This window comes from Methylocella silvestris (assembly GCF_002891535.1).
GTDB lineage: Bacteria > Pseudomonadota > Alphaproteobacteria > Rhizobiales > Beijerinckiaceae > Methylocapsa > Methylocapsa silvestris_A.
This window is the reverse complement of the sequence record NZ_PDZR01000010.1, coordinates 92,443-115,411: the sequence shown is the minus strand read 5'-3', so window position 1 is coordinate 115,411 and position 22,969 is coordinate 92,443. Positions and strand designations below refer to the sequence as shown.

Here is a 22,969-nt window from a genome sequence, read left to right as displayed (position 1 = left end):
CTTTCAGTAGGCCTGTGCGCCCTGCGGCGCTGTCTGGGCTGGAACAGCGGCAGGCTTGCCCTCCGACTTGCCCTCTTCCTGCCAGACGCCCTGTTTCTTCAAGGCGTCGGCGACTTCGCGCGGCATATAGCGCTCATCATGCTTGGCGAGGACGCTGTCGGCGTGGAAAACCCCATCCGGCCGCAGGGCGCCCTCGGCGACGACGCCCTGCCCTTCCCGGAACAGATCCGGCAACAGGCCGGTGTAGGTCACGGCGATGTCGTGCTTCATGTCGGTCACGGTGAAGCGCACCGTCTGATCGCCCTGACGGTCGAGCGAGGCCGGCTTGACGAGTCCGCCGATGCGCAGACGCGCGCCGTTCGTCGCCGGCTTTTCGGCAAGCTCGGTCGGCGAATAGAAAAAGACGATGTTGTCGCGCAGGGCGAACATCACAAGGCCCACGGCGAGGCTGACGACGGCCGCTCCCGATGCGATCAAGGCAAGGCGCTTTTGCTTGCGCGTCATGTCAGGCTTTTATCCTTCAAGACCAAGTTCGCGTGCGAGCGCGTCGATGCGGGCGCTCGCCGTCGCGTCGTCGGCGAGATTGCGTTTGGCGTCGACAACGGCCGAGCGCGCCTTTTCGGATTCATGCAGCACGGCGTAGGCGCGCACGAGGCGAAGCCATCCTTCGACGTCCTGTCCGTTCTCTGCAAGCTTCGCCGCGAGCCGATCGACCATGCCCTTGATCGCCTGCGCCTGCTCCGGGCCGGCCATGGCTTTGATGTTTGCCGCCAGCGCCGGGTTTTGCTCCGGCCCCGGCAGGGCCGCGGGCGCGGGCGCTCCGTCGAGCGCGGCGAGTTTTTCACGCAGGGCTGGCGCATAGGGGGCGTCCGGCGGCGATTGCTCGAGCAGTTCAGTCCAGATTTTCTTCGCCCCAGCCTTGTCGCCGGCCTCAGCGGCGGCAAGGCCAAGATAGAAGCGCGGGCGCGGCGCCGCCGGATCTTTCGCCTTGGCGCTCTCGAAGGCTTTTTTCGCCTCTGCCGTGACGTCGCCTTGCGCCGCCGCGACAAGCGCTTCGCCGTAAAGCGACAGGCGCTCTTCCGTCTCGCCCTCAAGCCGCAGCATCGCAGCATAAGCTTTGGCGGCGTCCTCGTAGCGGCCGAGGCGCATATAAATCGGCGCGAGGATCGCATAGCCCCTTGCGTCGTTGGGGCTTTCGGCAAGATGCGCCTCGACCTTGCCGATCGCCGCCATGATGTCGAGTTTTGCGGCGGGCTGCGCCATTCGGGCGGTCAGCGGCAGGTCCGGCAGTCCCGGATGGCCGATGGATGAATAAAGGCCGATCGCGAGCGCGGGCACGAACAGAACCGCCACAGCGATGGCGGCGCGCGCTTTGGCTGGAGACGCATCGGCGGCGCCGGGACCCGGCGTTTCCGACGCCATAATGAGGCGCCGCGCCGCCTCGGCCTTGGCGCCTTCGGCGTCATGCTTGGCGACAAGCCCTCGCGCGGCGTCGCGTTCGATCTCGGCCACCTGCGCCTTGTAAAAGGCGACCTCGATCGCGCTGCGCGAGGGCCCGCGCGGCGTTCGAAGGAGCGGCCAGAACACGCTTGTCAGGGCGGCGACCGTCAAGGCTGCAAAAAATACCCACAACATGACGTTCTCTTAGTCATCGGCGCGCGGCCTTGCAAAGGGTCTTTCGCTCACGAACGCGTTGGCTCGGGCGGGTTCTGCGTCGACGGCAGGAGCAATTGCGCGCGAAGCCCCCCGGCCGGGCTGGCGTCGAGCGTCAGGCCGCCGCCATACATCGTCGCAAGATCGACGACAATCGAGAGGCCAAGCCCCGAGCCCGGCTTGGTTTCGTCGAGCCGACGGCCGCGCGCGATCGCCTCCTCGCGCCGGTTCGCCGGAAGGCCCGGCCCATCATCATCGATGACAATATGGAAAAAGGAGCGTTCGGCGTCGCGATCGAGCGTCTCGGCGGCGACGGTCACATTGACGCGGCTGCGCGCCCATTTGCCGGCATTGTCGATCAAATTGCCGATCATCTCCTCAAGATCCTGCTTCTCGCCCAAAAAGCGAATGGGGAATGGCGCGTCGAGCGAAAATTCGAGCGCGCGGTCGGCGTAGATCTTCTCGAAGGCGGCCAGCAGCGCGCGGATCACGGGCTCGACCTCGGTCGATCCGGTGAGCATTCCGGCGCGCACAGCGGCTCTGGCGCGGTCAAGATAATAGCCAACCTGATCGCGCATGATCGCCGCCTGCTCCGTAACCTTGGCCGAAAGCGGCCCCGGCTCCAGCGCCGCCTCGTTGATGACGACGCTCAGCGGCGTTTTCAGCGCATGCGCCAGATTGCCGACCTGGGTGCGGGCGCGCTCGACCACGGCGCGATTGGCGCCGATCAGCAGATTAAGCTCGCCGGCGAGCGGGGCGAGGTCCAAGGGATAGACGCCGGAGATCGATTCGGCCTCGCCGCGGCGGATCGCCGCAACGCCCTCGCGCAGCTGGCGCAAGGGTGCAAGGCCATAACGTAGTTGCAGCGCCGAGGATGCGATGAGCGCGAGGGCGAGCAGCGTGAAAGTGACGGTCAGATAGGCTTCGAATTGCTGGATGGCGGATTCGAGTTCGGCCGTCGTCGCCCCCACCTGAACGAGATAGATGCCATCGTCGCCCGCATCGACGATACGCTCGACGATGCGCAGGCGCCGGTCGTCAGGACCCTTGGCGTAGCCCTGACGCGCGCCGCCGATCCCGACCGGAACACCGAGATCCGACAGCCGAGGAAGGCGCGCGGCGAAGAGAGAACGCGAACTCCTGATCTGGCGCTGATCACCGTCGAGCCTCGTGATCTGCCAGTACCAGCCGGAAAGAGCGAGCGCGAATTGCGGATCGCTCAATTCGTCCGGCCCTACCCGCTCGGCCTCGCTTGCGGTGGCAATGTCGGTGATGAGCGCGCGCAGATAGACGTTGAGACGCTCGTCGAAATTGCGCTCGGCGGCCTGCCGGTAGGCGGCGGTCAGGAGCGCGCCGGCGAGGAACAGGATGGCGAAACTTAAAATCGCCGCCGACACGAAAAGCCGTTTGGCGATCGAAATCCTGCTTGTTGCCCAGCCCGAGGCTTTGCCCGCAACGGGATCCGGACGCGGCATCAGCGGCCGGTCGGCGGCCCGGCTCGGCTTGCGGCCGCGCCGTCGTCCGCCCTCGGAGGCGCCAATATATAGCCAAGCCCACGCATCGTATGGATGACGTCGACGCCGAGTTTTTTGCGCAGGCGCCCGACAAAAACCTCGATCGTATTGGAGTCGCGGTCGAAATCCTGATCGTAAAGATGCTCGACGATCTCTGCCCTCGAAACGATCTTGCCCTGATGATGCATCAGATAGCCGAGCAGCCGATATTCATGCGAGGTGAGCTTGATCGGCTGGCCTTCGACCGAAACCTTGCCGCCGCGTTCGTCGAAACTGACCGGGCCGCAGGAAAACACGCTTGAGGCGTGCCCTGCGGCGCGGCGCAGAAGAGCCCGCAGCCGGGCGAGAAGCTCCTCGATGTGGAAGGGCTTGGTGACATAATCGTCAGCGCCAGCGTCGAACCCTTTGACCTTTTCGCCCCAGCGGTCGCGCGCCGTGAGGATCAGCACCGGCATCACGCGGCCGGCCTTGCGCCAATCGGAAAGCACGGCGACGCCATCCTTTTCCGGCAGGCCGAGATCGAGCACGACGCCATCATATGGCTCCGTGTCGCCGAGGAACCAGCCCTCCTCGCCGTCGAAGGCGCGATCGACGGCGTAACCGGCGCGCTCAAGCGCAGAGACAATCTGCCGGTTCAAATCCTTGTCGTCCTCGACAACGAGCAGGCGCATCGTGATTCTCCCGCCCGGCGGCTAAAGCGCGACCATTCGCGGCGTTCCTCGATGAAGATCACTCATGGGCGGTCTTGGATTCATGAACCGGATCAATTCCAATAATTTCGAGGATTGCCGCGCAATGTCGGGCCGTGTTTCCGCCTCACGCTCTAATCGCCGCGTTTCTTTTCGCTTTTTGCGTCGAGCATCTGGCCGCTCTTGGCGTTGACGAAGGCCCGAATGATTTTTCCGTCCCGACGCAACAGGCTAATCTCGTAGACAAAATCATCGTCCCCCAGGCAGAGTTTTGCCGCCAGCGCCTCCGCCTGCGTCCGCGCGGCCGCCTTCTGCATCGCCCTGAACGGCTCGGTCAGGCCGTCGGTGGCTATCTTTTCGCGCGTTTCCCCGGTCGAATAGCATCGCGGCGCCGCCTGCGTGCGCACGCAAAGGCAGAGGCCGACCAGGAGCCCTAGCGAAAGAATGACGCCGTTCATGCCAATACGCTGCCGCGCGAAGACTGAACCGTCAATGAACGCAGGCCCCTGGCGGACGCTTTTTCGGCTCCTGTTGCAGCTTTTCTCTGCGCTTCTGCTGGCCGCGCCGGCAAACGCAATCGTCGGCGCCTCGGAGGACGCGGCGGACCTCGCCCGATCTGCCGTGATGGTGCTGACGCGGACCGCAGGGTCGGCCGGCTTTTGTACCGGCGCAGTTGTTGCCCAAAACGTCATTCTCACCGCGGCGCATTGCGCCGCGGCACCCATGGATATGCGGGTTTATGTCAAAACGGCGAGTGGAACGCAGTTGCTTGAAATCGCCGCAACGCGGATTCATCCGCTTTACCGCGCGGACGCGATCCGGCGCCGCGTGGTTTCGATCGACCTTGCGCTGCTGCGCCTCTCCCGCGACCTTCCGCCAGCTTTTTCGCCGGTTGGTTTTGCCGAGCTTCTGCCGCGCTGGGGCAAAGCGTCCGCCTCGCCGGATTTGGCCTTGGCCTCGAAGGCAAGCCAAAAACCGGCGGCGTGTTGCGTTCGGCTGAGCTGATCACGACTGCGCCATTGTCATCCGTGTTGCTATGGGCGCGGGGCCGGCCGGGATCTGGGTCCGGCGCTTGCGTCGGCGATTCCGGCGCGCCCTTGCTTCTCGACGGCCGGCTGGTCGCAATCGCCACATGGGCCAGCGGCGAAAAGGGCGCCGCATGCGGCGCCCTCACTCAAGCGATCCTGACGGGGCCGCAGAAGGCGTGGATCGCGTCTGCGCTTCACGCCTGGCGGTGACCGCCATCGTCTTAGCAAGCTCTGGCTAGTATTTGCCTGAACCGGTCGTCCCTGTCGGCGGGACTGACCCAGCGGCGGGCGGCGTCTCGGGCGCCGATGTCGCCGAATTGTCTGGATAGGCCGAGCGTCCCATGCCGTCCGGACGCTTCGTATTGCTGGTCGCGGTGTCGCCGTTCTCGGAGGCCGGTCCGACAGCCTTATCGCCATTTCCCCTTCCGGTGGCGGACTCTGACTGAGCAAAAGCGACGGCCGGCGCGAGAGCCAGCATGGCAGCTAAGATAGCGGCAGCAGACTTCATTCGAAAACTCCTCCGTATGGACAAACGCAGCCGGGTTTGCTCGGCCGCTTGCGGCGGGCCTAACGGACGGCGGCGCAAATGGTTCGGATGGAATTGAGGGCCTTCGGCGCGGGGCCGGCGGCTTGGCAAAGGCGCGCTGCCTTATGCCGCGCCAGCAGGCGGACCCTGCGACAAAATTTTACAAGCGAAAGCCAAAAGTTTTGCAGTTGGAAGACGCGGCGGCGCGCTTTACATCTGGGTTTGGCTATCGAATGAGGCCGCCGCGACCCCGCAATCCTATCGCGCGGGCTCGCCCGAGGACGAAGGCGACGCAAGTGAACCAGAATCTCTTCGTTTCCACCGAATGGCTAGCGGATCGGCTCGGCTCGGCGGATTTAGCCATTGTCGACGGCAGTTTCTTCATGCCCGCCGAACAGCGCGACGCCCGCGCCGAATTCGCCGCCGGGCATATTCCAGGAGCGGTGTTTTTCGACATCGACGCCATCGCCGATCGCTCGACGTCCTTGCCGCATATGCTGCCATCGCCCGAGGCGTTTGCGGCCGCGGCGGGAAAACTCGGTCTGAGCGAGGCAATGACGATCGTCGTTTACGACAATTCCGATCTCGTCGGCGCGGCGCGCGTCTGGTGGACCCTCCGGTTGTTCGGCGCAAAAGACGTGAAAGTCCTTGAGGGCGGCCTCGCCAAATGGCGCAAGGAAGGACGGCTTCTCGAGACGGGCGAGCGGCTGCACAAGCCGCGGAATTTTACAGCGAAGCTGAACCGGGCCGGGGTCGCGACCGCCGCCGACGTTCTGAAGGCGAGCGAAATGAGATCGGCGCAAGTCGTCGATGCGCGCAGCGCCGGACGCTTTACGGGAGAGGTCGCCGAGCCGCGGCCGGGACTCCGCTCGGGCCATGTTCCGGGAAGCCGCAACGTGCCATGGCCCGAGGTCGCCGCAAAGGGTCGCGTCAAACCGCCGGAAGAAGTGAAAACCGCCTTCGCCAAGGCCGGCGTCGACTTGTCGCGCCCGATCATCACGACCTGCGGCTCGGGCGTCACCGCGGCGATCCTGCTGCTCGCCCTCGAAAGCGTCGGCAAGCAAGGCGTCGCGCTCTATGACGGCTCCTGGAGCGAATGGGGCGGGCGTCTTGACCTGCCGATCGCAACCGGAGAAGCGGAAGAAATCGCCGATTGATGCTTGCCCGCGGCCCATTGCACGTCCGGGATTTGATCGCAGATCGGCCAAAAGAGCTTGACGATGCAAAGGGCTGAGCTATCATCACATTAAGCGCGACTCGAGGCGAACCAAATTGGAATCCTCGCGTTCGAAGCGTTAAGTGGAGCGCCTGACGACCGTCAGGCGCGGTATCGGTCGACGCAGCCAAGCGCCAGCGTTTTTCTAGATCGAGCCAGGCTGGCCCTGAGAGGCCTCCACATTCCCCTTCCTTCTTGGGGGGCTGAATATCTTCACAGCTCGTAGCCCAACTCGTCGCCCTGTGCGCCGAGAACGCCTCCGCACGGAAGGGACTCCGCATCTCGAGACATTTGGAGTGGTTCACATGTGTGATTATTCGCTTGAAATGTATGCCTCGCGGCCTGCGCGCGAGTCGGAGAAATATGTGACGACGCGGTTCCCCTCGGGGAGCATCGGTCTTGCAACGCCGGGCGACTGCTCCACCGCCGTGTGCGTGCAATATGATACGCACCTTAACCTCGAAGGCATCTCCAGCGATCTGCAAACGCGGCTCGGCGTGCAGCCCGCCGAACATGTGGTGTTCGCGCGGCTCGAGCACGGCGCCTACAGGGACGGCGTTAAATTCGGCAATGGCAAGGAGATTTCACTGCAATTGCTCGGCTCTGGCGTCAGCGTGACGCTGGTCGACGTCCGGCCCGCCAAGGAAGAGACGCCGGCAAAGGTGGAGGAAGTTCTCGAACCGGCGGAATAATGGTCGCGCTTTCTCGTTAATTTGGCTTGCTTCCCGCAGAACCCGCTCCCTGTTTGGAGCGGGTTTTTTTATGGGGTCCGGCCGCAACAGCAGCTGCCTGTTGGGGCGTCCCCCGCGGTTCAGACATCATTGATCCACGTCGGCCCTGCGGCTTGCGGCGCGCGGCGCGTTTTGGCCAAGTCGCGCTTCTCTGCTGATTGCAAGTTTGGCCTGCTGATTGCTATAAACGAGCTGCCTTCCGCACAAATGCCCTAAGGCCGTCCCGCCGGCGATCTCGCCGAAATTCGATGGCGTTTTCATCGTGTAAATGATAAATGCCCGCTCGAAACCCGAATGGCTCCCACAATTAAGAGCGACATAAGAACCGCCCATGAAAAAAATCGAGGCGATTATCAAGCCCTTCAAGCTGGATGAGGTGAAGGAGGCGCTGCACGAAGCTGGCGTTGCGGGAATCACCGTGACCGAAGCCAAAGGTTTTGGCCGGCAAAAAGGCCATACCGAGCTTTATCGCGGCGCCGAATATATCGTCGATTTCCTTCCCAAGGTGAAGGTTGAAGTCGTCGTCGCCGACAGCATCGTCGACGCGGCCGTCGAAGCGATCCGCAAGGCGGCCCAGACCGGCCGCATCGGCGACGGCAAGATCTTCATTTCCAATATTGAAGGCGCGATCCGCATTCGCACCGGCGAAACCGGCGCGGACGCCATCTGATCCCCACCCGTTTGCGCTGAGGCTTCGCCTCGCCGATTTTCCGGCGCTATCAATCAGATCGGCTATCCATTAATCCGAAAGGCAGGACTATGAAGACCGTTGCCGACGTGCTCAAGGAAATCAAGGACAACGACGTGAAATACGTCGATTTCCGCTTCACGGATCCGCGTGGCAAATGGCAGCACGTGACCTTCGACATCTCCCTCATCGACGAGGAGATTTTTGCTGAAGGAACGATGTTCGACGGCTCGTCGATCGCCGGCTGGAAGGCGATCAATGAATCCGACATGCTGCTGATGCCCGACCCCGCGACCGCCGTGATGGATCCCTTCTTCGCGGCGCCGACGATGGTTATCGTTTGCGACATTCTGGAGCCGAACAGCAACGAGCCCTACAGCCGCGATCCGCGCGGCATCGCCAAGAAAGCCGAAGCCTTCCTCGTCTCATCGGGCGTCGGCGATGCCGTTTTCGTCGGCCCCGAGGCTGAATTCTTCGTCTTCGACGACGTCCGCTATCGCGCCGATCCCTATAATACGGGCTTCGTGCTCGATTCCGCCGAATTGCCGTCGAATTCCGACACGCCCTATGAAGGCGGCAATCTCGGCCACCGCATCCGCACCAAGGGCGGCTATTTCCCGGTTCCGCCGCAAGACTCCGCACAGGACATGCGCGGCGAAATGCTCGCCGCCATGGCCGCGATGGGCGCGAAGGTCGAAAAGCATCACCACGAAGTGGCCTCCGCCCAGCACGAACTCGGCCTGAAGTTCGGCCCGCTCACCACCATGGCCGATCACCTTCAGATCTATAAATATTGCATTCATCAGGTCGCGCAGAGCTACGGCAAGACGGCGACCTTCATGCCGAAGCCGGTATTTGGCGACAACGGCTCAGGGATGCATGTGCACCAGTCGATCTGGAAAGGGGGCAAGCCCTTGTTCGCCGGCGACAAATACGCCGACCTCAGCCAGGAATGCCTGTATTACATCGGCGGCGTCATCCGGCACGCCCGCGCGCTGAACGCCTTCACCAACCCCTCGACCAACTCCTACAAGCGCCTCGTGCCCGGCTATGAAGCCCCGGTCCTGCTCGCCTATTCGGCGCGCAACCGCTCGGCTTCCTGCCGCATCCCGACCGCCTCGAACCCGAAAGCCAAACGCGTCGAGGTCCGCTTCCCGGATCCGATGGCTAACCCCTATCTCGCTTTCGCCGCGATGCTGATGGCCGGCCTCGACGGCATCATCAACAAGATCGATCCCGGCCCGGCGATGGACAAGGATCTTTACGATCTGCCGCCGCGCGAATTGAAGAAGATCCCGACCGTCTGCGGCTCGCTGCGCGAAGCGCTCGCCAATCTTGACAAGGACCGCGCCTTCCTCAAGGCAGGCGGCGTGTTCGACGATGATTTCATCGATAGCTACATCGAACTCAAGATGGCCGATGTGATGCGCTTTGAAATGACGCCGCATCCGGTTGAATTCGACATGTATTATTCCTACTGAGGATTGCCTTTCTAGTCTTGAGCTGAAGGTCAAGTTTCTACGGCGAGAGAGACGGCGGCGCTGGCCCCGACTCTCCCGCCGTTCGCATTTTATATTGCCAACGACCCCGAAAAGAGTGGTTGCGCGGCTCCCGGGCGCGCAACCGCAGCGGGTTTTCATGACACCCGACTGCTCGCTAGAAGCCCAAGCTGCCTAAAAGACAGGCGCCCCTTGACGCCCGGAGCCGAGTCCAGGGCTTGACGGCAGCCGGTCATTCTGGCTGCTCCGGCGAAAGCTTGGTCACGGCGCGCGGAGCGGGCCCTCCCTTTCTCCTATCATCTTGGATTTGCGAGAGTTTCCTGCGCAGGCCCGGTAACGGGAAAGAGAGCAGCGGATTCGCGCGTTGTGGCATGGATGATGCGAGGACGCGCCGTGCCCGCGCCCTTGCAGCTGTGAAAACTGCTTACGCAAGTAGCGTTGAAATCCACCGCGGCGCTACTGCGTCAACAACGAAAGGAGGCTAGAGGAAACATGGCCAAATATAAGCTCGAGTACCTCTGGCTCGACGGCTACAAGCCCGTCCCGAATCTTCGCGGTAAAACGCTCATTAAGGATTATGCGTCCTTCCCGACGCTGGAGCAGCTTCCCAATTGGGGTTTTGACGGCAGCTCGACCAAACAGGCCGAAGGCAGAAGCTCGGACTGCGTTCTGAAGCCGGTCGCCGTCTATCCTGACAGCACGCGCAAGAACGGCGCGCTTGTCATGTGCGAAGTGATGATGCCTGACGGCGTCACGCCCCACGCCACCAACGCCCGCGCCACCATTCTGGACGATCCCGGCGCCTGGTTCGGATTTGAACAGGAATATTTCTTCTATAAGGATGGCCGTCCGCTCGGCTTCCCGGAAAACGGTTTCCCCCCGCCGCAAGGCCCTTATTACACGGGCGTCGGCTACAAGAATGTCGGCGATATCGCTCGCCAGATCGTCGAGGAGCATCTCGACATCTGCCTCGACGCCGGCATCAACCACGAAGGCATCAACGCGGAAGTGGCGAAAGGGCAGTGGGAATTCCAGATTTTCGGCAAAGGCTCCAAGAAAGCCGCTGACGAAATGTGGGTCGCCCGCTACATCCTCCAGCGCCTGACCGAAAAATATAAGATCGACATCGAATATCATTGCAAGCCGCTCGGCGCCACGGATTGGAACGGCTCCGGGATGCACGCCAATTTCTCGACCACCTTCCTTCGCGAAACTGGCGGCAAGGAATATCTCGAGGCTCTGATGGCCGCCTTCGAGCGGAATGTGCCGGAACACATCGCCGTCTACGGTCCGGACAATCACCTCCGTCTGACGGGTCAGCACGAGACCCAATCGATCGACATGTTCAGCTATGGCGTGGCGGACCGCGGCGCGTCCATCCGTCTCCCGCACAGCTTCATCAAGAACGGCTACAAGGGTTACATGGAAGATCGCCGCCCTAACTCCCAGGGGGACCCCTACCAGATCGCTTCCGTCATCCTGAAGACGATCGACTCCGTCCCGACTGTCGCCCAGCTGAAAGCGGCCAGCGCCTAAGCCTGCAGCATCCGGACGAACGAAAGCGAGGGGCGGCCATAGGGCCGCCCCTTTTTCTTTTGCATCGCCTTCGGCGTGAAGATTGATCGCCGCATTTACCGCGCGTCAATCTATCCCCTTTTATTTGTTTCTGTTCTGTTCCTTTCCCGGGTCCGACATGGCATAAAGGCCCCGGCAGTTCTGACGAGCAGTTTCGGAGTGTATGGCGTTCAATGGCCAATCATGGTGATCTTTTTGGAGCCGCCGCGCGCAAGCCGGCAGCGGCGCGGCCCGTGGCTGGCGCCAAAGGCAGCGCCGCGAAGGGCGCCGACATCAAAAGCGCGGCGTCGGAGCCGGCGCGGCTCGGAACGCCCGGGGAGGCCGGGTACACCGCGGCTTCGATTGAGGTGCTCGAAGGGCTGGAGCCGGTGCGCCGCCGGCCGGGAATGTATATTGGCGGCACGGACGAGGCCGCGCTGCATCATCTCTTCGCCGAAGTGCTCGACAATGCCATGGATGAGGCCGTCGCGGGCCACGCCAGTTTCATCGAGGTCTATTACGACGCGGCCGGCTTTCTGTCCGTGACCGACAATGGCCGCGGCATTCCGGTTGATCCGCACCCCAAATTTCCAAAGAAATCCGCGCTCGAAGTCATCATGACAACCCTGCATGCGGGCGGCAAATTCGATTCCGGCGCCTATCAGACCTCCGGCGGACTGCATGGGGTCGGCGTCTCCGTCGTCAATGCGCTGTCCGAAAGCCTCGAGGTTGAGGTCGCGCGTGGTCAGACGCTCTATCGGCAGAGTTTTTCGCGCGGGAAGCCGCTGGGCAAGCTCGAGGAAGTCGGAAAGGCGCCGAACCGGCGCGGCACCCGGGTGCGCTTTACGCCCGACCCGCAGATTTTCGGCAAGGGCGCGCAGTTCAAGCCCGCCCGGCTCGTCAAAATGGCCCGCGCCAAGGCCTATCTGTTCGGCGGGGTCGAAATCCGCTGGCGCTGCGCGCCGGAGCGCATTGAGCCCGGCTCATCGACGCCGCGCGAGGCGGTTTTCCATTTTCCCGGCGGCCTCAAGGATTTTCTGGCCGTCGATATCGAGGGCAAGGAGCGCGTCATCGAGCCGATTTTCGCCGGCAAGATCGAAAAGCCCGGCGGTCATGGCTCGCTCGAATGGGCCTTGTCCTGGCTCGCCATGGACGACGGCTTCGTCCACTCCTATTGCAACACGATTCCGACGCCCGACGGCGGCGCTCATGAGTCGGGCCTGCGCGCCGCCCTGCTCCGCGGCCTCAAGGATCACGCCGAGCGGATCGGCCAGTCGCGCCGCGCGGCGGCGATCACGGCCGACGACGTCATGGGCTCCTGCGCCGCTCTCGTCTCGATCTTTATCCGGGAACCCGAATTCCAGGGTCAGAACAAAAGCCGGCTAATGTCCTCCGAGGCTTCCCGCATCGTTGATCAGGCGGTGCGCGACGCCTTCGATCATTGGCTTGCGGCGGCGCCCTCGCATGCGTTGAAACTGCTCGACTGGGCCGTCGAGCGCGCCGATGAGCGGCTGCGGCGGCGAGCTGAAAAGGATGTCGCGCGCAAGACCGCGAGCCGCAAATTGCGCCTGCCTGGGAAACTCGCAGATTGCTCGAATACAGCGGCGCAAGGGTCTGAACTCTTTATCGTCGAGGGCGATTCCGCCGGCGGTTCGGCAAAGCAGGGTCGCAATCGCGCGAGCCAGGCGATCCTGCCCCTGCGGGGCAAAATCCTGAATGTCGCCAGCGCCACGCGCGACAAGCTCGCCGCCAATCAGCAATTGAGCGATCTGATGCTGGCGCTTGGCTGCGGCGTCGGCGCGCAATACCGCGACGACGATCTGCGCTACGAAAAGATCATCATCATGACTGACGCCGACGTGGACGGGGCCCATATCGCTTCGCTCTTGATCACCTTTTTCTATCGGCAGACGCCAAAGCTGATCGAGGGCGGCCATCTTTATCTCGCCGTGCCGCCGCTATACCGGCTGACGCAGGGCGCACGGCAGGTCTATGCCCGCGACGACGCGCATCGTGACGAATTGATCACGCGGGTTCTCACCGGACGCGGCAAGATTGAAATCAGTCGATTCAAGGGATTGGGTGAAATGCTTCCCGCACAGCTTAAAGAGACGACGATGGATCCGGCAAAGCGCAATCTTCTGCGCGTCGTCGTGCTGCCGGAAGACCGCGAGGGCACATCGGATTCCGTCGAACGGCTGATGGGCAACAAGCCGGAAGCCCGTTTCGCCTTCATTCAGGAGCGCGCCGCTTTTGCCAATGCGGCAGATCTCGTCGTGGTGTGAATTTCGGCATAACCTGCTCGCACAAGGGCGGCGCCTGAAGGTGGCCGGCGGCAAGTAGCGTTTCGAGGAGGCCACTCCAACTACTTGCGCGCCGGCCGACCCTACGGACCCAGGAGATGCGGCGGACCTGAGCACTCCGTAGGGCAACTTCCAGTCAAGTCGCCAAATGCGCTTCGATGGCGCAGGGCGCGGCGGATATTTCTTCAAGGACCCCTTCCGCGCCACGCCCTTTCGGGCTCGGCGCAAAGACGTTAGCGCGCGGCGGCGGCTAAATGCAATCACTTGTTGGCGGCGAAATCCTTGTTTCGTTAACGCGCGCGAAGCGGTCTGCCTTACCCCGTCCGCACAACCCTGAATCCCGTAAATTTGCCAGACTGCTCGGCCGGCGTATCGACGAAAACGCGATTGCGCCCGCCCTCCTTCGAGCGGTAGAGCGCCCTGTCCGCCTCACGCAACAGATCCGGTCCGGCATGGGCGCTTTCGGCAAGTCCGATCGAGATCGTCGTCGAAAGGGAGCGCGACTTGCCGATCGGGAAAGCAGCGCCCGCGACGCCCGCCCGCACGCGCTCGGCGACCTTGGCGCCGACGTCGACCCGGGTGTCAGGCATCAGAATGACAAATTCATCGCCGCTCAGCCGGCAGAACATGTCGGAGCCGCGCACGAGGGCCCTGACCCGTCCGGCAAGCCCCTGCAGCAGCCGGTCGCCGGCTTCATGGCCATGCGCGTCATTGACGCTCTTGAAATGGTCGATGTCGAACATCATCACCGAGAGCGGCCGCGCCTTGCGTTTTGCCTCTTCCATCAGCGAGGGAAACACGCCGTCGAAGAACCGGCGGTTGTGGAGACCGGTCAAAGCGTCGACCACCGCCATTTCGAGCGAAGCCTCGACCTTCTCGCGCAGATTGTCGGCGTAGCGCTTGCGCCGCAATTGTGTGCGCACCCGCGCGACCAGTTCGTGGCGCTCGATCGGACGCAGGAGATAGTCATTGACGCCGAGGTCAAGACAACGAAGCATCCTGACGCGCTCCTCCGGTTCGGCGATCGCCAAAATGGGCAGCTCCCGCGTCGCTTCGATGGAGCGTATCTGGCTGCATAGCCGCAATCCGTCATAGGCCTCAAGGCTGAGGCTGACGATCAGAAGATCGTAGCCGCCCGCGGCGCCCTCGATCAGGGCCTCCGATGCGTCGGGCTCGACTTCGACTTCATGCAGATCCTTCAGCGCGCCATAAATCGTCCCGGCCGACGAGCGGCGGTCATCGACAACCAGAACGCGCCCGCCAAGGCCGGTCTCAACGGCGGCAGAATCGAACGACTTGCCAATTCCCATTTTCGCCGCGCGCATCGCCCGCATGCGCAATTCGTCGAGCGACAATCGCAGCCGGGCGAGAGAGCGGACGCGGGCGAGCAGCGCTGCTTCGTCGATCGGCTTTGTCAGAAAATCATCGGCGCCGGCCTCAAGCCCCATCAGCCGGTCGGACGTCTGGTCGAGCGCTGTGACCATCACGACGGGGATGTGGGCGGTGAGGGGGTCCGCCTTCAGCCGGCGGCAGACCTCAAAACCGTTCATGCCCGGCATCATCACGTCGAGCAGGACGATATCGCATTCGCCGCGGGCGCAGATCGCAAGCGCGTCGGCCCCATTGCTCGCGGTGACGACCTCGTAATATTCGGTCGACAGCCGCGCTTCGAGCAGCTTGACGTTGGGAAGGTTGTCGTCGACGACCAGAACGCGAGCGGTCATAAAGCCTTCCTTCCGTCATGCGGCCGCCCGCGGGGCGCGGATCAGCGGTCGTTCAGATAGCTGCGCACCGTCTCGAGAAATTTGACGATCGAGATCGGCTTCGACAGATAGGCCTCGCAGCCGCCCTGACGGATCTTTTCCTCGTCGCCCTTCATCGCGAAGGCGGTGATCGCGATCACGGGAATGTGGCGCAGCGCCTCATCCTGCTTGAGCCATTGTGTGACTTCGAGCCCCGAGACCTCTGGAAGCTGGATATCCATCAGGATCAGATCCGGCATGTGCTCGCGCGTCAGTCCGACCGCCTCGAGCCCGCTGCGGGTCTGCACGGTCTTGTAGCCGTGCGCTTCGAGAAGATCGTTGAACAGCTTCATATTCAGTTCGTTGTCTTCTACGATCAGGATGGTTTTTTGCATGAAAGACCCTGTTGAGCCCTTGCGAGTCGGTCGCACGCCATGCCTCAGCGCCACCTGATCCGATCTGCAAGGGGTAACGGATAGAACTTGACGAAAGGGAAAACGCCAATATGCAAAGTTTCGGCAATCGCCGCTTTCCAGGAAAAATCAATCAGTCGCGGGAGCGCGCCGAAACGCTGGCGATCGAGGCCTTGGGTTATATCGCGGGCGACGCCAAAGCGCTCGAGCGATTCATGAGTCTTTCGGGGCTGCAACCCGACAATCTGCGCGCGGCGGCCGCCGAGCCCGGATTTCTCGCCGGCGTGCTCGATTTTCTAGCCTCCGACGAGGCCTTGCTGCTGGCCTTTACGGCGAACGCCGGACGCAATCCGACAGAGGTCGAGCGCGCGCGCGAGGCCCTTGCGCCCGAGGCCATCTGAAGGCGTCTCAACCGGCCCCGCCAAGCCGCGCGCGGTCATGCGGGGCGTCAAAGTCGATATGCGGCCCAAGGGGGACGATGCCGGTCGGATTGATCTGCAGATGGCTCTGATAATAGTGGCCCTTGATGTGGTCCGGCCGAAAGGTTTTTGCGATCGTCCCGGTCTGATAGAGGTCGCGCACATAGCCCCAAAGATTTGGATAATCGGCGATCCGCCGCACATTGCATTTGAAATGGCCGACATAGACGATGTCGAAGCGCAAAAGGGTGGTGAGTAGCCTTATGTCCGCCTCTGTCATCCGCTCGCCGCAGAGATAGCGGCGCTCGTCCAGCAACGCCTCAAGATAATCCAGCGTCTCGAACAGCGGGCCGATCGCCTCCTCATAGGCCGTTTGAGTCGTCGCAAAGCCCGCGCGATAGACGCCATTGTTCACCGTCGGATAAATCCGCGCGTTGAGCGCGTCGATTTCCTCGCGCGACTCCGTGGGATAATAATCCCCCGCCGCCGCCCCGACGCCGTCGAAGGCCGAATTGAACATGCGGATGATCTCGGAAGATTCGGTCGAGACGATCGCCTTTGTCTCCTTGTCCCACAGCGTCGGGACGGTCACCCGGCCGCTATAGGCGGGATCGGCGGCCTGATAGATCTCATAGAGATAGCGCGCGCCAAACAGCGGATCGCCAATGACGCCGTCGGCGGGGGCGAAGGTGATGCCATTCTCGCGCATCAGCCAGTTGACGATCGAGACGTCGATCAGCGGAGCGAGGCCCTTCAGCTCGCGAAAGATCAGCGTGCGATGCGCCCAGGGGCAGAAATAGGCGGCATAGAGATGGTAGCGGCCTGCCTCAGCCTTGAAGCCGCCGCGCCCCGATGGGCCGGGTGCGCCGTCCGGCGTGATCCAGTTGCGGAATTTGGCGGCGTCGCGCTCAAATCGTCCGCCATGGCTTTGCGTGTCATACCATTGATCGCGCCAGACGCCGTCGACGAGCAGTCCCATAAAGCCTCACATCTGTTTGCACTGGGCGACCGGCGCTTGCGGGCGCCCTTGGCCCGGCCTAAACATCGACCGCGCCGCCGGCGCCTTTCCCGCGAGACCCTTGTTGCATGATCTGGCCCCTCAATTCAAAATCGAAACAGCTTCCGGCCGATGAGGGCGCCGCCCCGGACGGCGCTGCCCCCTCGCCCTTGCCCGGCCCGACGCTGCGGCTGCGCCGCAACCGCAAGGCGGAGTGGACGCGCCGTCTCGTCCGCGAAAACGTCCTTACCGCCAATGATCTGATCTGGCCGATTTTCGTGCGCGAGGGGGTCAATCAGCACGAGGCGATCGCCTCCATGCCGGGCGTCGAGCGCCTCTCGATCGACGCCGCGGTCGAAAGCGCGCGCGCGGCGCATGAGCTTGGCGTCCCGGCGATCGCGCTGTTTCCCTATACCGATCCGGCGCTCCGCGACGCGGCCGGGACCGAGGCGCTGAACCCCGACAATCTGATCTGTCGCGCCGTCCGGGCGATCAAGGAGACGACGCCGGAGATCGGCCTCATCACCGACGTCGCGCTCGATCCCTATACCAGCCACGGCCATGACGGCCTGATGCGCGGCGAGGAAATTCTCAACGACGAGACGGTCGAGGTTCTCGTCAAACAGGCGCTGAATTTCGCGCGGGCAGGCGCCGATATGATCGCGCCGTCCGACATGATGGACGGGCGCGTCGGCGCGATAAGGCGCGGGCTCGACGCGGAGGGATTTACCTCCGTTCAGGTGCTGGCCTATGCCGCCAAATACGCCTCGGCTTTTTACGGCCCGTTCCGCGACGCCGTGGGCACGCAGAAAACGCTCATTGGCGACAAGCGCACCTATCAGATGGACCCGGCCAATTCGGACGAGGCGCTGCGCGAAGTTGCGCAGGACATTGCCGAGGGCGCCGATATGGTGATGGTAAAGCCCGGCCTGCCCTATCTCGACATCATCTACCGCGTGAAGGAGAAATTCGGCCTGCCGACCTTCGCCTATCAGGTGTCGGGGGAATACGCGATGATCGAGGGCGCGGCGCGCAATGGCTGGCTCGACGGCGACCGCGCCATGATGGAGAGCTTGCTCGCCTTCAAGCGCGCCGGGGCTGACGCCGTCCTGACCTATTTCGCCCCGCGCGTCGCGCGGCTGCTGCGGGATGGGTGATGAGCCTGAGCCCTCATGGGTGAGGAGCAGACAAAGCCTGCGTCTCGAACCACGAGGGCGGCCCATCCTTCGAGACGGGCTCTTCGAGCCCTCCCCAGGATGAGGTTGTGTGATTAAAAGCTGCGACGACAGGACCCCGAATGATCTACAGAGTTTTTCTCATTGTCGCTTGCGCCCTTCTGAGCCTCGCCATGCTTGACGCAGCCAGGGCGCAGGATTCCGAAGGCGCGTGCGGCGGCTCCTACACCGGTCAGGACCGCGCCAGCTATCCCTGCGGGCCGACCCGAAAACCCTATTGCCAGCAAGGCACCGGGCGGTGTCAGTGCCTCGAACGGCGCGCCTGCGGCGGCAAGCAGGACGAGGAGTGGTAGGGGCGGCGCTGCGGCGATCAATAGCGGATCAAAACCACGCCAAGGATCAAAAACGCCGCTCCGGCTAGGCGGACGGGATTGGCGTCGTGCTGCGGCACGCCGAGAAAACCGAAATGATCGAAAATCAGCGATCCAAGCATCTGACCGACGACGATCAGAGCGACGACGGTCGCGGCGCCAAGCCGTGGGACCATGAAGATCGCAACTGCGATGAAGATCGCCCCGAACAGGCCCCCGGTCCATGAATGCCACGATGTTTGCGCCGCCGCGCCCGCCGGCAGGCGATCGCCCCGCGCAACAACCATCGCCAGCATGGCGAATGCGCCGCCAAGATAGCTGACCAATCCGGCCCACCACGGCGACCCGAGCTCCAAGCGCAAATTCGAGTTAAGCGCCTGCTGCAGGACAAGGCTCGCTCCCGCGCCGACAACCAGCAAATAAAGTCCGAAATCCATGCCCGTTTCTCCCGTCTGCAAGCCTTTGAGCAGAGGGAAACGGGTAAGTCTGGAACGTTTGTGACCGCGCGTCAGCCGAGGCGATAGCGGCCAGGGGTCACGCCGAAGGCGCGCCGAAACCATCGGCCAAGATGGCTTTGATCGGCAAAGCCGGTCTCCGCCGCTGTGGCCGCGACGGCTTCTCCGGCCCGCAGCAATTCCCTTGCGCGATTGAGCCGGCCGATCAGCTCAAACGCGTGCGGCGGCATGCCGTGGCGCCTGGCGAAAGCGCGCGAAAATCCTTCGCGGCTCTGCCCCCTGCGTGAGGCGCGCCGGCTTACGGATTCCTGGCGGTCAGGACGGATCGCGATCGATCGGTCGGCGGCGCAGCCGTCCTTGCGGTGGGCGCGGATGAGCGCCGCAAGCTCGCGCCAGTCAAATCCCTCGACCATGCGCCATTCGCGTTCGATCGCCGCCTGCATCGCCGCCACGGCATAGTCGCCGGCCGGAAGATAGGCGTTGACGCTGACGAGATCGGACGATCCCTCAAGGGAGCGATGCGGCGTCCCGGCGGGAATGCAGACGCAGCGAGGGGACGTCAGTTCGATGACGGCGTCCCCCAATTGCAGCGCGCGGCGGCCGGCAAGAACAAAGGTGACCTGAAATTCTTCGTGGAAATGCATGGCGAGCTCACTGCCGCGCCCGCGCAATATGCCGAGTTCCGAAATCCCGTCGATCATCGGGCGCCAGTAAACCCATTGGGAGCCCTTCGGGTCGACCGCGTTGCTATGAAGAAGATCGGTCATGGCGCCGCCTTGCGCGTTGGCTCCGCCAGGAGCGCGGACGCTCTTTCGTGACCGTCGAGCTCTTATCCGACGGCGCTGGCGCAAACAAGCGTCTCATCGGCGACCCGCCATGTGAATAGCGGGCGCGGATCGACTCGTCTTTTGCGCGCGCGGGGCGGACATGGCATCAAGGGCGACCCATTGCGCGGCTGATTCGCTGGCGGCGAAAAGCCAAGCAAAACTGCAAGAAAGACCTGATGTCAGCGATCGACAATCTTCGCCCCGGCGCGGCCCGCCAAAGCGCCGAAACCCCGACCTATCGCCTTGCGCCCCACAATATCGAGGCCGAACAGGCGCTGCTGGGCGCCGTACTCGTCAACAATGACGCCTTCGATCGCGTCTCGGATTTTCTGAAGCCCGAGCATTTTTCCGAAGAGGTGCATCGGCGCATCTACGATATCGCCAGCCAGCTGATCCGGGCAGGAAAGATCGCCTCGCCGATCACCCTGAAAACCTTTTTGGGCGAGCATGACCTTGGCGGCGTCACCGCGCCACAATATCTCGCCCGCCTCGCCGCCGAGGCGACCACGATCATCAACGCCGAGGATTACGGCCGCACCATCCACGATCTGGCGGTCCGCCGCGATCTGATTCTGATCGGCGAGGACATCGTCAATTCCGCCTATGACGCCCCCGTCGCCGCCTCGCCGCGCGAGCAGATCGAGGAGGCCGAGCGAAAACTCTATTCGGTCGCCGAACTCGGCCGCTATGAGGGCGGTTTTCAGCGCTTTTCCGACGCGCTCGTCACCGCCGTCGACATGGCTGCAAAGGCTTTCGAGCGCGACGGGCGCCTGTCCGGCATCGCCACCGGCCTTTCCGACCTCGACCGCTATATGGGCGGCTTGCAGGCGTCCGATCTCATCATCATCGCCGGCCGTCCCGGCATGGGAAAAACGGCGCTCGCGACCAATGTCGCTTTCAATATCGCCAAGGCCTATGAATTCACCGTGCGGCCGGACGGGACGCATGAGACGATGAATGGCGGCGTCGTCGGCTTCTTCTCGCTCGAAATGTCGGCCGAGCAGCTGGCGACCCGCGTCATCGCCGAACAATCCGGCGTCGCGTCTTATAAAATCCGGCGCGGCGACATGACGGAAAGCGAATTCCATCGCATCGCCGACGCGGCGCGGACGATGCAGCAGGTGCCGCTCTATATCGACCAGACCGGCGGCCTTTCCATCGCGCAGCTGACCGCGCGGGCGCGCCGCCTGAAACGCCAGCGCGGACTCGACGTGCTTGTCATCGACTATCTGCAATTGCTTGGGGGATCGAAAAACCGCTCCGACAGCCGCGTACAGGAGGTGACCGAGATCACCACCGGCCTGAAGGCTCTGGCGAAAGAGCTCAACGTGCCGGTGATCGCGCTCTCGCAGCTGTCGCGTCAGGTCGAATCGCGCGACGACAAGCGGCCGCAGCTGTCGGATTTGCGCGAATCCGGTTCGATCGAGCAGGATGCCGATGTCGTCATGTTCGTGTTCCGCGAGGAATATTATCTGAACAACAAGCAGCCGCGCGAAGGCACCGAGGAATTCGTAACCTGGCAGACGGATATGGAGCGCGTCCACGGCAAGGCGGAAGTGATCATCGGCAAGCAGCGCCACGGCCCGACCGGAACGGTGGAGCTTGCCTTCGAGGCCGAACTGACGCGCTTTTCCAATCTCGCCCGGGAAGACTCCCTGCCCGATCGGATTTGAGTTTTGGGCGATCGGACGCAGAACCCGGCGGGATTTTGATGGCGAAGTCGCAAGCTTCCTTCGTGTGCCAGAATTGCGGCGCCGTCACGAGCCGCTGGCAAGGGCGCTGCGAGGCCTGCGGCGAATGGAACACGATCATCGAGGAGAGCGCCGCCTCGGGCATTGGCGCGCAACAGGCCGCCGGCGCGCGCAAGGGCCGCGTGTTCGACCTTGCGAGTCTGGCCGCTACGGATCGACCCGCCCCGCCGCGCATCCTGACCGGCATCAATGAACTTGATCGCGTCACGGGCGGCGGCTTTGTCGCCGGCTCCGCCCTGCTGCTCGGCGGCGAGCCCGGAATCGGCAAATCGACCCTGTTGATCCAGGCATGCGCCGCGCTCGCGGCGAAGAACCGCCGCGTCGTCTATATTTCCGGCGAGGAGGCGGTCGATCAGGTGCGCCTTCGCGCCTGTCGTCTCGGCCTTGGCCAGAGCCCCGTCGAGCTCGCCGCCGAGACCAGCGTCGAGGACATTGTCGCCACGCTCTCGCGCGGGGAGCGCCCGTCGCTCGTCATCATCGATTCGATCCAGACCATGTGGTCGAGCGTGATCGAGGCGGCGCCCGGCACGGTCGGACAGGTGCGCGGCGCGGCGCAGGCGTTGATCCGCTTCGCCAAGATGAGCGGCGCGGCGGTGATTCTCGTCGGCCATGTCACCAAGGACGGCCAGATCGCCGGCCCGCGCGTCGTCGAACATATGGTTGACGCCGTGCTCTCCTTCGAAGGCGAGGGCGGGCGTGACCTGCGCTTGCTGCGCGGCGTCAAGAACCGATTCGGACCGACCGACGAGATCGGCGTGTTCGAGATGACCGGGCGCGGGCTGGCGGAGGTCGCCAACCCTTCTTCATTGTTTCTGTCGGCGCGCGACGAGGCGGCGCCGGGCGCGGCCGTCTTTGCCGGGATGGAAGGCTCGCGCCCGCTGCTCGTCGAATTCCAGGCGCTTGTCGCGCCAAGCACGCTCGGAACGCCGCGCCGCGCCGTCGTCGGCTGGGACGCCTCGCGCCTATCGATGATCGTCGCCGTGCTCGAAACCCACGCGGGCATAAAACTTGGCCAGCACGACATCTATCTCAGCGTCGCCGGCGGCCTCAGGGTTCGCGAGCCGGCGGCGGATCTTGCCGCCGCCGCCGCGCTCATTTCCTCCTTGAGCAATATCGCGCTTGCCGCCGATTCGGTTTATTTCGGCGAGATTGCGCTCTCCGGCGTGATCCGCTCGGTCGCGCAGGGGCCGGCGCGGCTGAAGGAGGCGGCAAAACTCGGCTTCCGCCATGCGACGATTCCCGCTGCGGCGGAACGCGAGGACGCCGCCCCGAAATCGATCGCCGCCAAGCCGATGAGGCATATTTCCGGCCTTGCGGCGGACATCGGCTCGAAGCCGCCGCGCACAGCCTTGCGCTCCGGCCGGCACGGTTGACGCAAGAGCTGAGGCTTTTCTTTGAAGATGCGGTTCTTTATAGGA

The 22,969-nt window shown here is 63.4% G+C and carries 24 protein-coding genes; 13 read left to right on the top strand and 11 right to left on the bottom strand.

The window, feature by feature from the left end:
* Positions 1 to 3: 3 nt before the first annotated feature.
* The 5 genes from ccmE to CR492_RS20785 all read right to left on the bottom strand — a co-directional run bounded on the left by ccmE (position 4) and on the right by CR492_RS20785 (position 4,314).
* Positions 4 to 504, bottom strand: coding sequence for a cytochrome c maturation protein CcmE (gene ccmE / locus CR492_RS10695; RefSeq protein WP_102843737.1), 501 nt, complete (start codon positions 502 to 504; stop codon positions 4 to 6).
* A 9-nt stretch (positions 505 to 513) separates the two neighbouring features.
* Positions 514 to 1,635, bottom strand: a complete 1,122-nt coding sequence (gene ccmI / locus CR492_RS10690) for a c-type cytochrome biogenesis protein CcmI (protein ID WP_102843736.1) — start codon at positions 1,633 to 1,635, stop codon at positions 514 to 516.
* A 47-nt stretch (positions 1,636 to 1,682) separates the two neighbouring features.
* Complete coding sequence (locus tag CR492_RS10685; RefSeq protein ID WP_102843735.1) at positions 1,683 to 3,128, bottom strand: ATP-binding protein; 1,446 nt, start codon at positions 3,126 to 3,128, stop codon at positions 1,683 to 1,685.
* Positions 3,128 to 3,838 (bottom strand): response regulator transcription factor, encoded by a 711-nt coding sequence (locus tag CR492_RS10680; protein WP_102843734.1) that lies wholly within the window; start codon positions 3,836 to 3,838, stop codon positions 3,128 to 3,130. The genes CR492_RS10685 and CR492_RS10680 overlap by 1 nt, the downstream gene beginning before the upstream one ends.
* 152 nt (positions 3,839 to 3,990) lie before the next feature.
* A complete protein-coding gene (locus CR492_RS20785) occupies positions 3,991 to 4,314 on the bottom strand; it encodes a PepSY domain-containing protein (protein WP_102843733.1) in 324 nt (107 codons plus the stop codon).
* A gap of 34 nt (positions 4,315 to 4,348) precedes the next feature.
* Here CR492_RS20785 and CR492_RS21375 point away from each other — a divergent pair, with 34 nt between their 5' ends.
* Both CR492_RS21375 and CR492_RS21370 read left to right on the top strand, forming a co-directional pair.
* The gene (locus CR492_RS21375) at positions 4,349 to 4,861 is read left to right on the top strand and encodes a trypsin-like serine protease (RefSeq protein WP_180982511.1); all 513 of its coding nucleotides are present in this window, start codon (positions 4,349 to 4,351) and stop codon (positions 4,859 to 4,861) included.
* A complete protein-coding gene (locus CR492_RS21370; protein ID WP_146030235.1) occupies positions 4,774 to 5,094 on the top strand; it encodes a trypsin-like serine protease in 321 nt (106 codons plus the stop codon). Before CR492_RS21375 ends, CR492_RS21370 begins: the two co-directional genes overlap by 88 nt.
* 25 nt (positions 5,095 to 5,119) lie before the next feature.
* On the opposite strand, the gene CR492_RS10660 is transcribed toward CR492_RS21370, so the two are convergent.
* The gene (locus CR492_RS10660) at positions 5,120 to 5,392 is read right to left on the bottom strand and encodes a hypothetical protein (RefSeq protein WP_146030234.1); all 273 of its coding nucleotides are present in this window, start codon (positions 5,390 to 5,392) and stop codon (positions 5,120 to 5,122) included.
* Positions 5,393 to 5,706: 314 nt separating this feature from the next.
* Between CR492_RS10660 and sseA the strand changes: the two genes are divergently transcribed.
* The 6 genes from sseA to parE all read left to right on the top strand — a co-directional run bounded on the left by sseA (position 5,707) and on the right by parE (position 13,383).
* A complete protein-coding gene (gene sseA, locus CR492_RS10655) occupies positions 5,707 to 6,567 on the top strand; it encodes a 3-mercaptopyruvate sulfurtransferase (protein ID WP_102843769.1) in 861 nt (286 codons plus the stop codon).
* 364 nt (positions 6,568 to 6,931) lie between these two features.
* The gene (locus CR492_RS10650) at positions 6,932 to 7,318 is read left to right on the top strand and encodes a hypothetical protein (RefSeq protein ID WP_102843729.1); all 387 of its coding nucleotides are present in this window, start codon (positions 6,932 to 6,934) and stop codon (positions 7,316 to 7,318) included.
* A gap of 370 nt (positions 7,319 to 7,688) precedes the next feature.
* A complete protein-coding gene (locus tag CR492_RS10645) occupies positions 7,689 to 8,027 on the top strand; it encodes a P-II family nitrogen regulator (protein WP_012589472.1) in 339 nt (112 codons plus the stop codon).
* An 89-nt stretch (positions 8,028 to 8,116) separates the two neighbouring features.
* Positions 8,117 to 9,526: a type I glutamate--ammonia ligase gene (gene glnA, locus CR492_RS10640; protein ID WP_102843728.1), complete on the top strand. Its 1,410-nt coding sequence runs from the start codon at positions 8,117 to 8,119 to the stop codon at positions 9,524 to 9,526.
* 510 nt (positions 9,527 to 10,036) lie between these two features.
* The gene (locus CR492_RS10635) at positions 10,037 to 11,080 is read left to right on the top strand and encodes a glutamine synthetase beta-grasp domain-containing protein (protein ID WP_102843727.1); all 1,044 of its coding nucleotides are present in this window, start codon (positions 10,037 to 10,039) and stop codon (positions 11,078 to 11,080) included.
* Between the two features lie 212 nt (positions 11,081 to 11,292).
* The gene (parE, locus tag CR492_RS10630) at positions 11,293 to 13,383 is read left to right on the top strand and encodes a DNA topoisomerase IV subunit B (RefSeq protein WP_102843726.1); all 2,091 of its coding nucleotides are present in this window, start codon (positions 11,293 to 11,295) and stop codon (positions 13,381 to 13,383) included.
* Positions 13,384 to 13,715: 332 nt separating this feature from the next.
* Here parE and CR492_RS10625 read toward each other — a convergent pair whose 3' ends face one another.
* Entirely contained in the window at positions 13,716 to 15,125 is a 1,410-nt protein-coding gene (locus tag CR492_RS10625) for a PleD family two-component system response regulator (RefSeq protein ID WP_102843725.1), read from the bottom strand.
* A 41-nt stretch (positions 15,126 to 15,166) separates the two neighbouring features.
* Complete coding sequence (locus tag CR492_RS10620) at positions 15,167 to 15,538, bottom strand: response regulator (RefSeq protein ID WP_102843724.1); 372 nt, start codon at positions 15,536 to 15,538, stop codon at positions 15,167 to 15,169.
* 110 nt (positions 15,539 to 15,648) lie between these two features.
* Between CR492_RS10620 and CR492_RS10615 the strand changes: the two genes are divergently transcribed.
* Positions 15,649 to 15,957: a DUF3572 domain-containing protein gene (locus CR492_RS10615; RefSeq protein WP_102843723.1), complete on the top strand. Its 309-nt coding sequence runs from the start codon at positions 15,649 to 15,651 to the stop codon at positions 15,955 to 15,957.
* Positions 15,958 to 15,964: 7 nt separating this feature from the next.
* On the opposite strand, the gene CR492_RS10610 is transcribed toward CR492_RS10615, so the two are convergent.
* Positions 15,965 to 16,954, bottom strand: coding sequence for a glutathione S-transferase family protein (locus CR492_RS10610; RefSeq protein WP_102843722.1), 990 nt, complete (start codon positions 16,952 to 16,954; stop codon positions 15,965 to 15,967).
* 107 nt (positions 16,955 to 17,061) lie between these two features.
* Between CR492_RS10610 and hemB the strand changes: the two genes are divergently transcribed.
* Positions 17,062 to 18,129, top strand: coding sequence for a porphobilinogen synthase (gene hemB, locus CR492_RS10605; RefSeq protein WP_102843721.1), 1,068 nt, complete (start codon positions 17,062 to 17,064; stop codon positions 18,127 to 18,129).
* 140 nt (positions 18,130 to 18,269) lie between these two features.
* The gene (locus CR492_RS10600) at positions 18,270 to 18,500 is read left to right on the top strand and encodes a hypothetical protein (RefSeq protein WP_102843720.1); all 231 of its coding nucleotides are present in this window, start codon (positions 18,270 to 18,272) and stop codon (positions 18,498 to 18,500) included.
* Between the two features lie 17 nt (positions 18,501 to 18,517).
* On the opposite strand, the gene CR492_RS10595 is transcribed toward CR492_RS10600, so the two are convergent.
* On the bottom strand, positions 18,518 to 18,955 hold the full coding sequence (locus CR492_RS10595; protein WP_102843719.1) for a DMT family transporter: 438 nt from the start codon (positions 18,953 to 18,955) through the stop codon (positions 18,518 to 18,520).
* Positions 18,956 to 19,026: 71 nt separating this feature from the next.
* Positions 19,027 to 19,740 (bottom strand): helix-turn-helix domain-containing protein, encoded by a 714-nt coding sequence (locus tag CR492_RS10590; protein WP_102843718.1) that lies wholly within the window; start codon positions 19,738 to 19,740, stop codon positions 19,027 to 19,029.
* Positions 19,741 to 19,976: 236 nt separating this feature from the next.
* Here CR492_RS10590 and CR492_RS10585 point away from each other — a divergent pair, with 236 nt between their 5' ends.
* Both CR492_RS10585 and radA read left to right on the top strand, forming a co-directional pair.
* The gene (locus tag CR492_RS10585; protein ID WP_102843717.1) at positions 19,977 to 21,473 is read left to right on the top strand and encodes a replicative DNA helicase; all 1,497 of its coding nucleotides are present in this window, start codon (positions 19,977 to 19,979) and stop codon (positions 21,471 to 21,473) included.
* Between the two features lie 38 nt (positions 21,474 to 21,511).
* The gene (gene radA, locus CR492_RS10580; protein ID WP_102843716.1) at positions 21,512 to 22,924 is read left to right on the top strand and encodes a DNA repair protein RadA; all 1,413 of its coding nucleotides are present in this window, start codon (positions 21,512 to 21,514) and stop codon (positions 22,922 to 22,924) included.
* Positions 22,925 to 22,969 lie beyond the last annotated feature (45 nt).

Coding starts and splice junctions, on each gene's coding strand:
- hemB (WP_102843721.1), top strand. CDS start 17,062: ATGATCTGGCCCCTCAATTCAAAATCGAAACAGCTTCCGGCCGATGAG.
- CR492_RS10660 (WP_146030234.1), bottom strand. CDS start 5,392: ATGAAGTCTGCTGCCGCTATCTTAGCTGCCATGCTGGCTCTCGCGCCG.
- CR492_RS10595 (WP_102843719.1), bottom strand. CDS start 18,955: ATGGATTTCGGACTTTATTTGCTGGTTGTCGGCGCGGGAGCGAGCCTT.
- CR492_RS10635 (WP_102843727.1), top strand. CDS start 10,037: ATGGCCAAATATAAGCTCGAGTACCTCTGGCTCGACGGCTACAAGCCC.
- parE (WP_102843726.1), top strand. CDS start 11,293: ATGGCCAATCATGGTGATCTTTTTGGAGCCGCCGCGCGCAAGCCGGCA.
- ccmE (WP_102843737.1), bottom strand. CDS start 504: ATGACGCGCAAGCAAAAGCGCCTTGCCTTGATCGCATCGGGAGCGGCC.
- CR492_RS10585 (WP_102843717.1), top strand. CDS start 19,977: ATGTCAGCGATCGACAATCTTCGCCCCGGCGCGGCCCGCCAAAGCGCC.
- ccmI (WP_102843736.1), bottom strand. CDS start 1,635: ATGTTGTGGGTATTTTTTGCAGCCTTGACGGTCGCCGCCCTGACAAGC.
- CR492_RS20785 (WP_102843733.1), bottom strand. CDS start 4,314: ATGAACGGCGTCATTCTTTCGCTAGGGCTCCTGGTCGGCCTCTGCCTT.
- CR492_RS10645 (WP_012589472.1), top strand. CDS start 7,689: ATGAAAAAAATCGAGGCGATTATCAAGCCCTTCAAGCTGGATGAGGTG.
- CR492_RS10620 (WP_102843724.1), bottom strand. CDS start 15,538: ATGCAAAAAACCATCCTGATCGTAGAAGACAACGAACTGAATATGAAG.
- CR492_RS10625 (WP_102843725.1), bottom strand. CDS start 15,125: ATGACCGCTCGCGTTCTGGTCGTCGACGACAACCTTCCCAACGTCAAG.
- glnA (WP_102843728.1), top strand. CDS start 8,117: ATGAAGACCGTTGCCGACGTGCTCAAGGAAATCAAGGACAACGACGTG.
- CR492_RS10685 (WP_102843735.1), bottom strand. CDS start 3,128: ATGCCGCGTCCGGATCCCGTTGCGGGCAAAGCCTCGGGCTGGGCAACA.
- CR492_RS10650 (WP_102843729.1), top strand. CDS start 6,932: ATGTGTGATTATTCGCTTGAAATGTATGCCTCGCGGCCTGCGCGCGAG.
- CR492_RS10600 (WP_102843720.1), top strand. CDS start 18,270: ATGATCTACAGAGTTTTTCTCATTGTCGCTTGCGCCCTTCTGAGCCTC.
- CR492_RS10615 (WP_102843723.1), top strand. CDS start 15,649: ATGCAAAGTTTCGGCAATCGCCGCTTTCCAGGAAAAATCAATCAGTCG.
- CR492_RS21375 (WP_180982511.1), top strand. CDS start 4,349: ATGAACGCAGGCCCCTGGCGGACGCTTTTTCGGCTCCTGTTGCAGCTT.
- CR492_RS10590 (WP_102843718.1), bottom strand. CDS start 19,740: ATGACCGATCTTCTTCATAGCAACGCGGTCGACCCGAAGGGCTCCCAA.
- CR492_RS10680 (WP_102843734.1), bottom strand. CDS start 3,838: ATGCGCCTGCTCGTTGTCGAGGACGACAAGGATTTGAACCGGCAGATT.
- CR492_RS10610 (WP_102843722.1), bottom strand. CDS start 16,954: ATGGGACTGCTCGTCGACGGCGTCTGGCGCGATCAATGGTATGACACG.
- radA (WP_102843716.1), top strand. CDS start 21,512: ATGGCGAAGTCGCAAGCTTCCTTCGTGTGCCAGAATTGCGGCGCCGTC.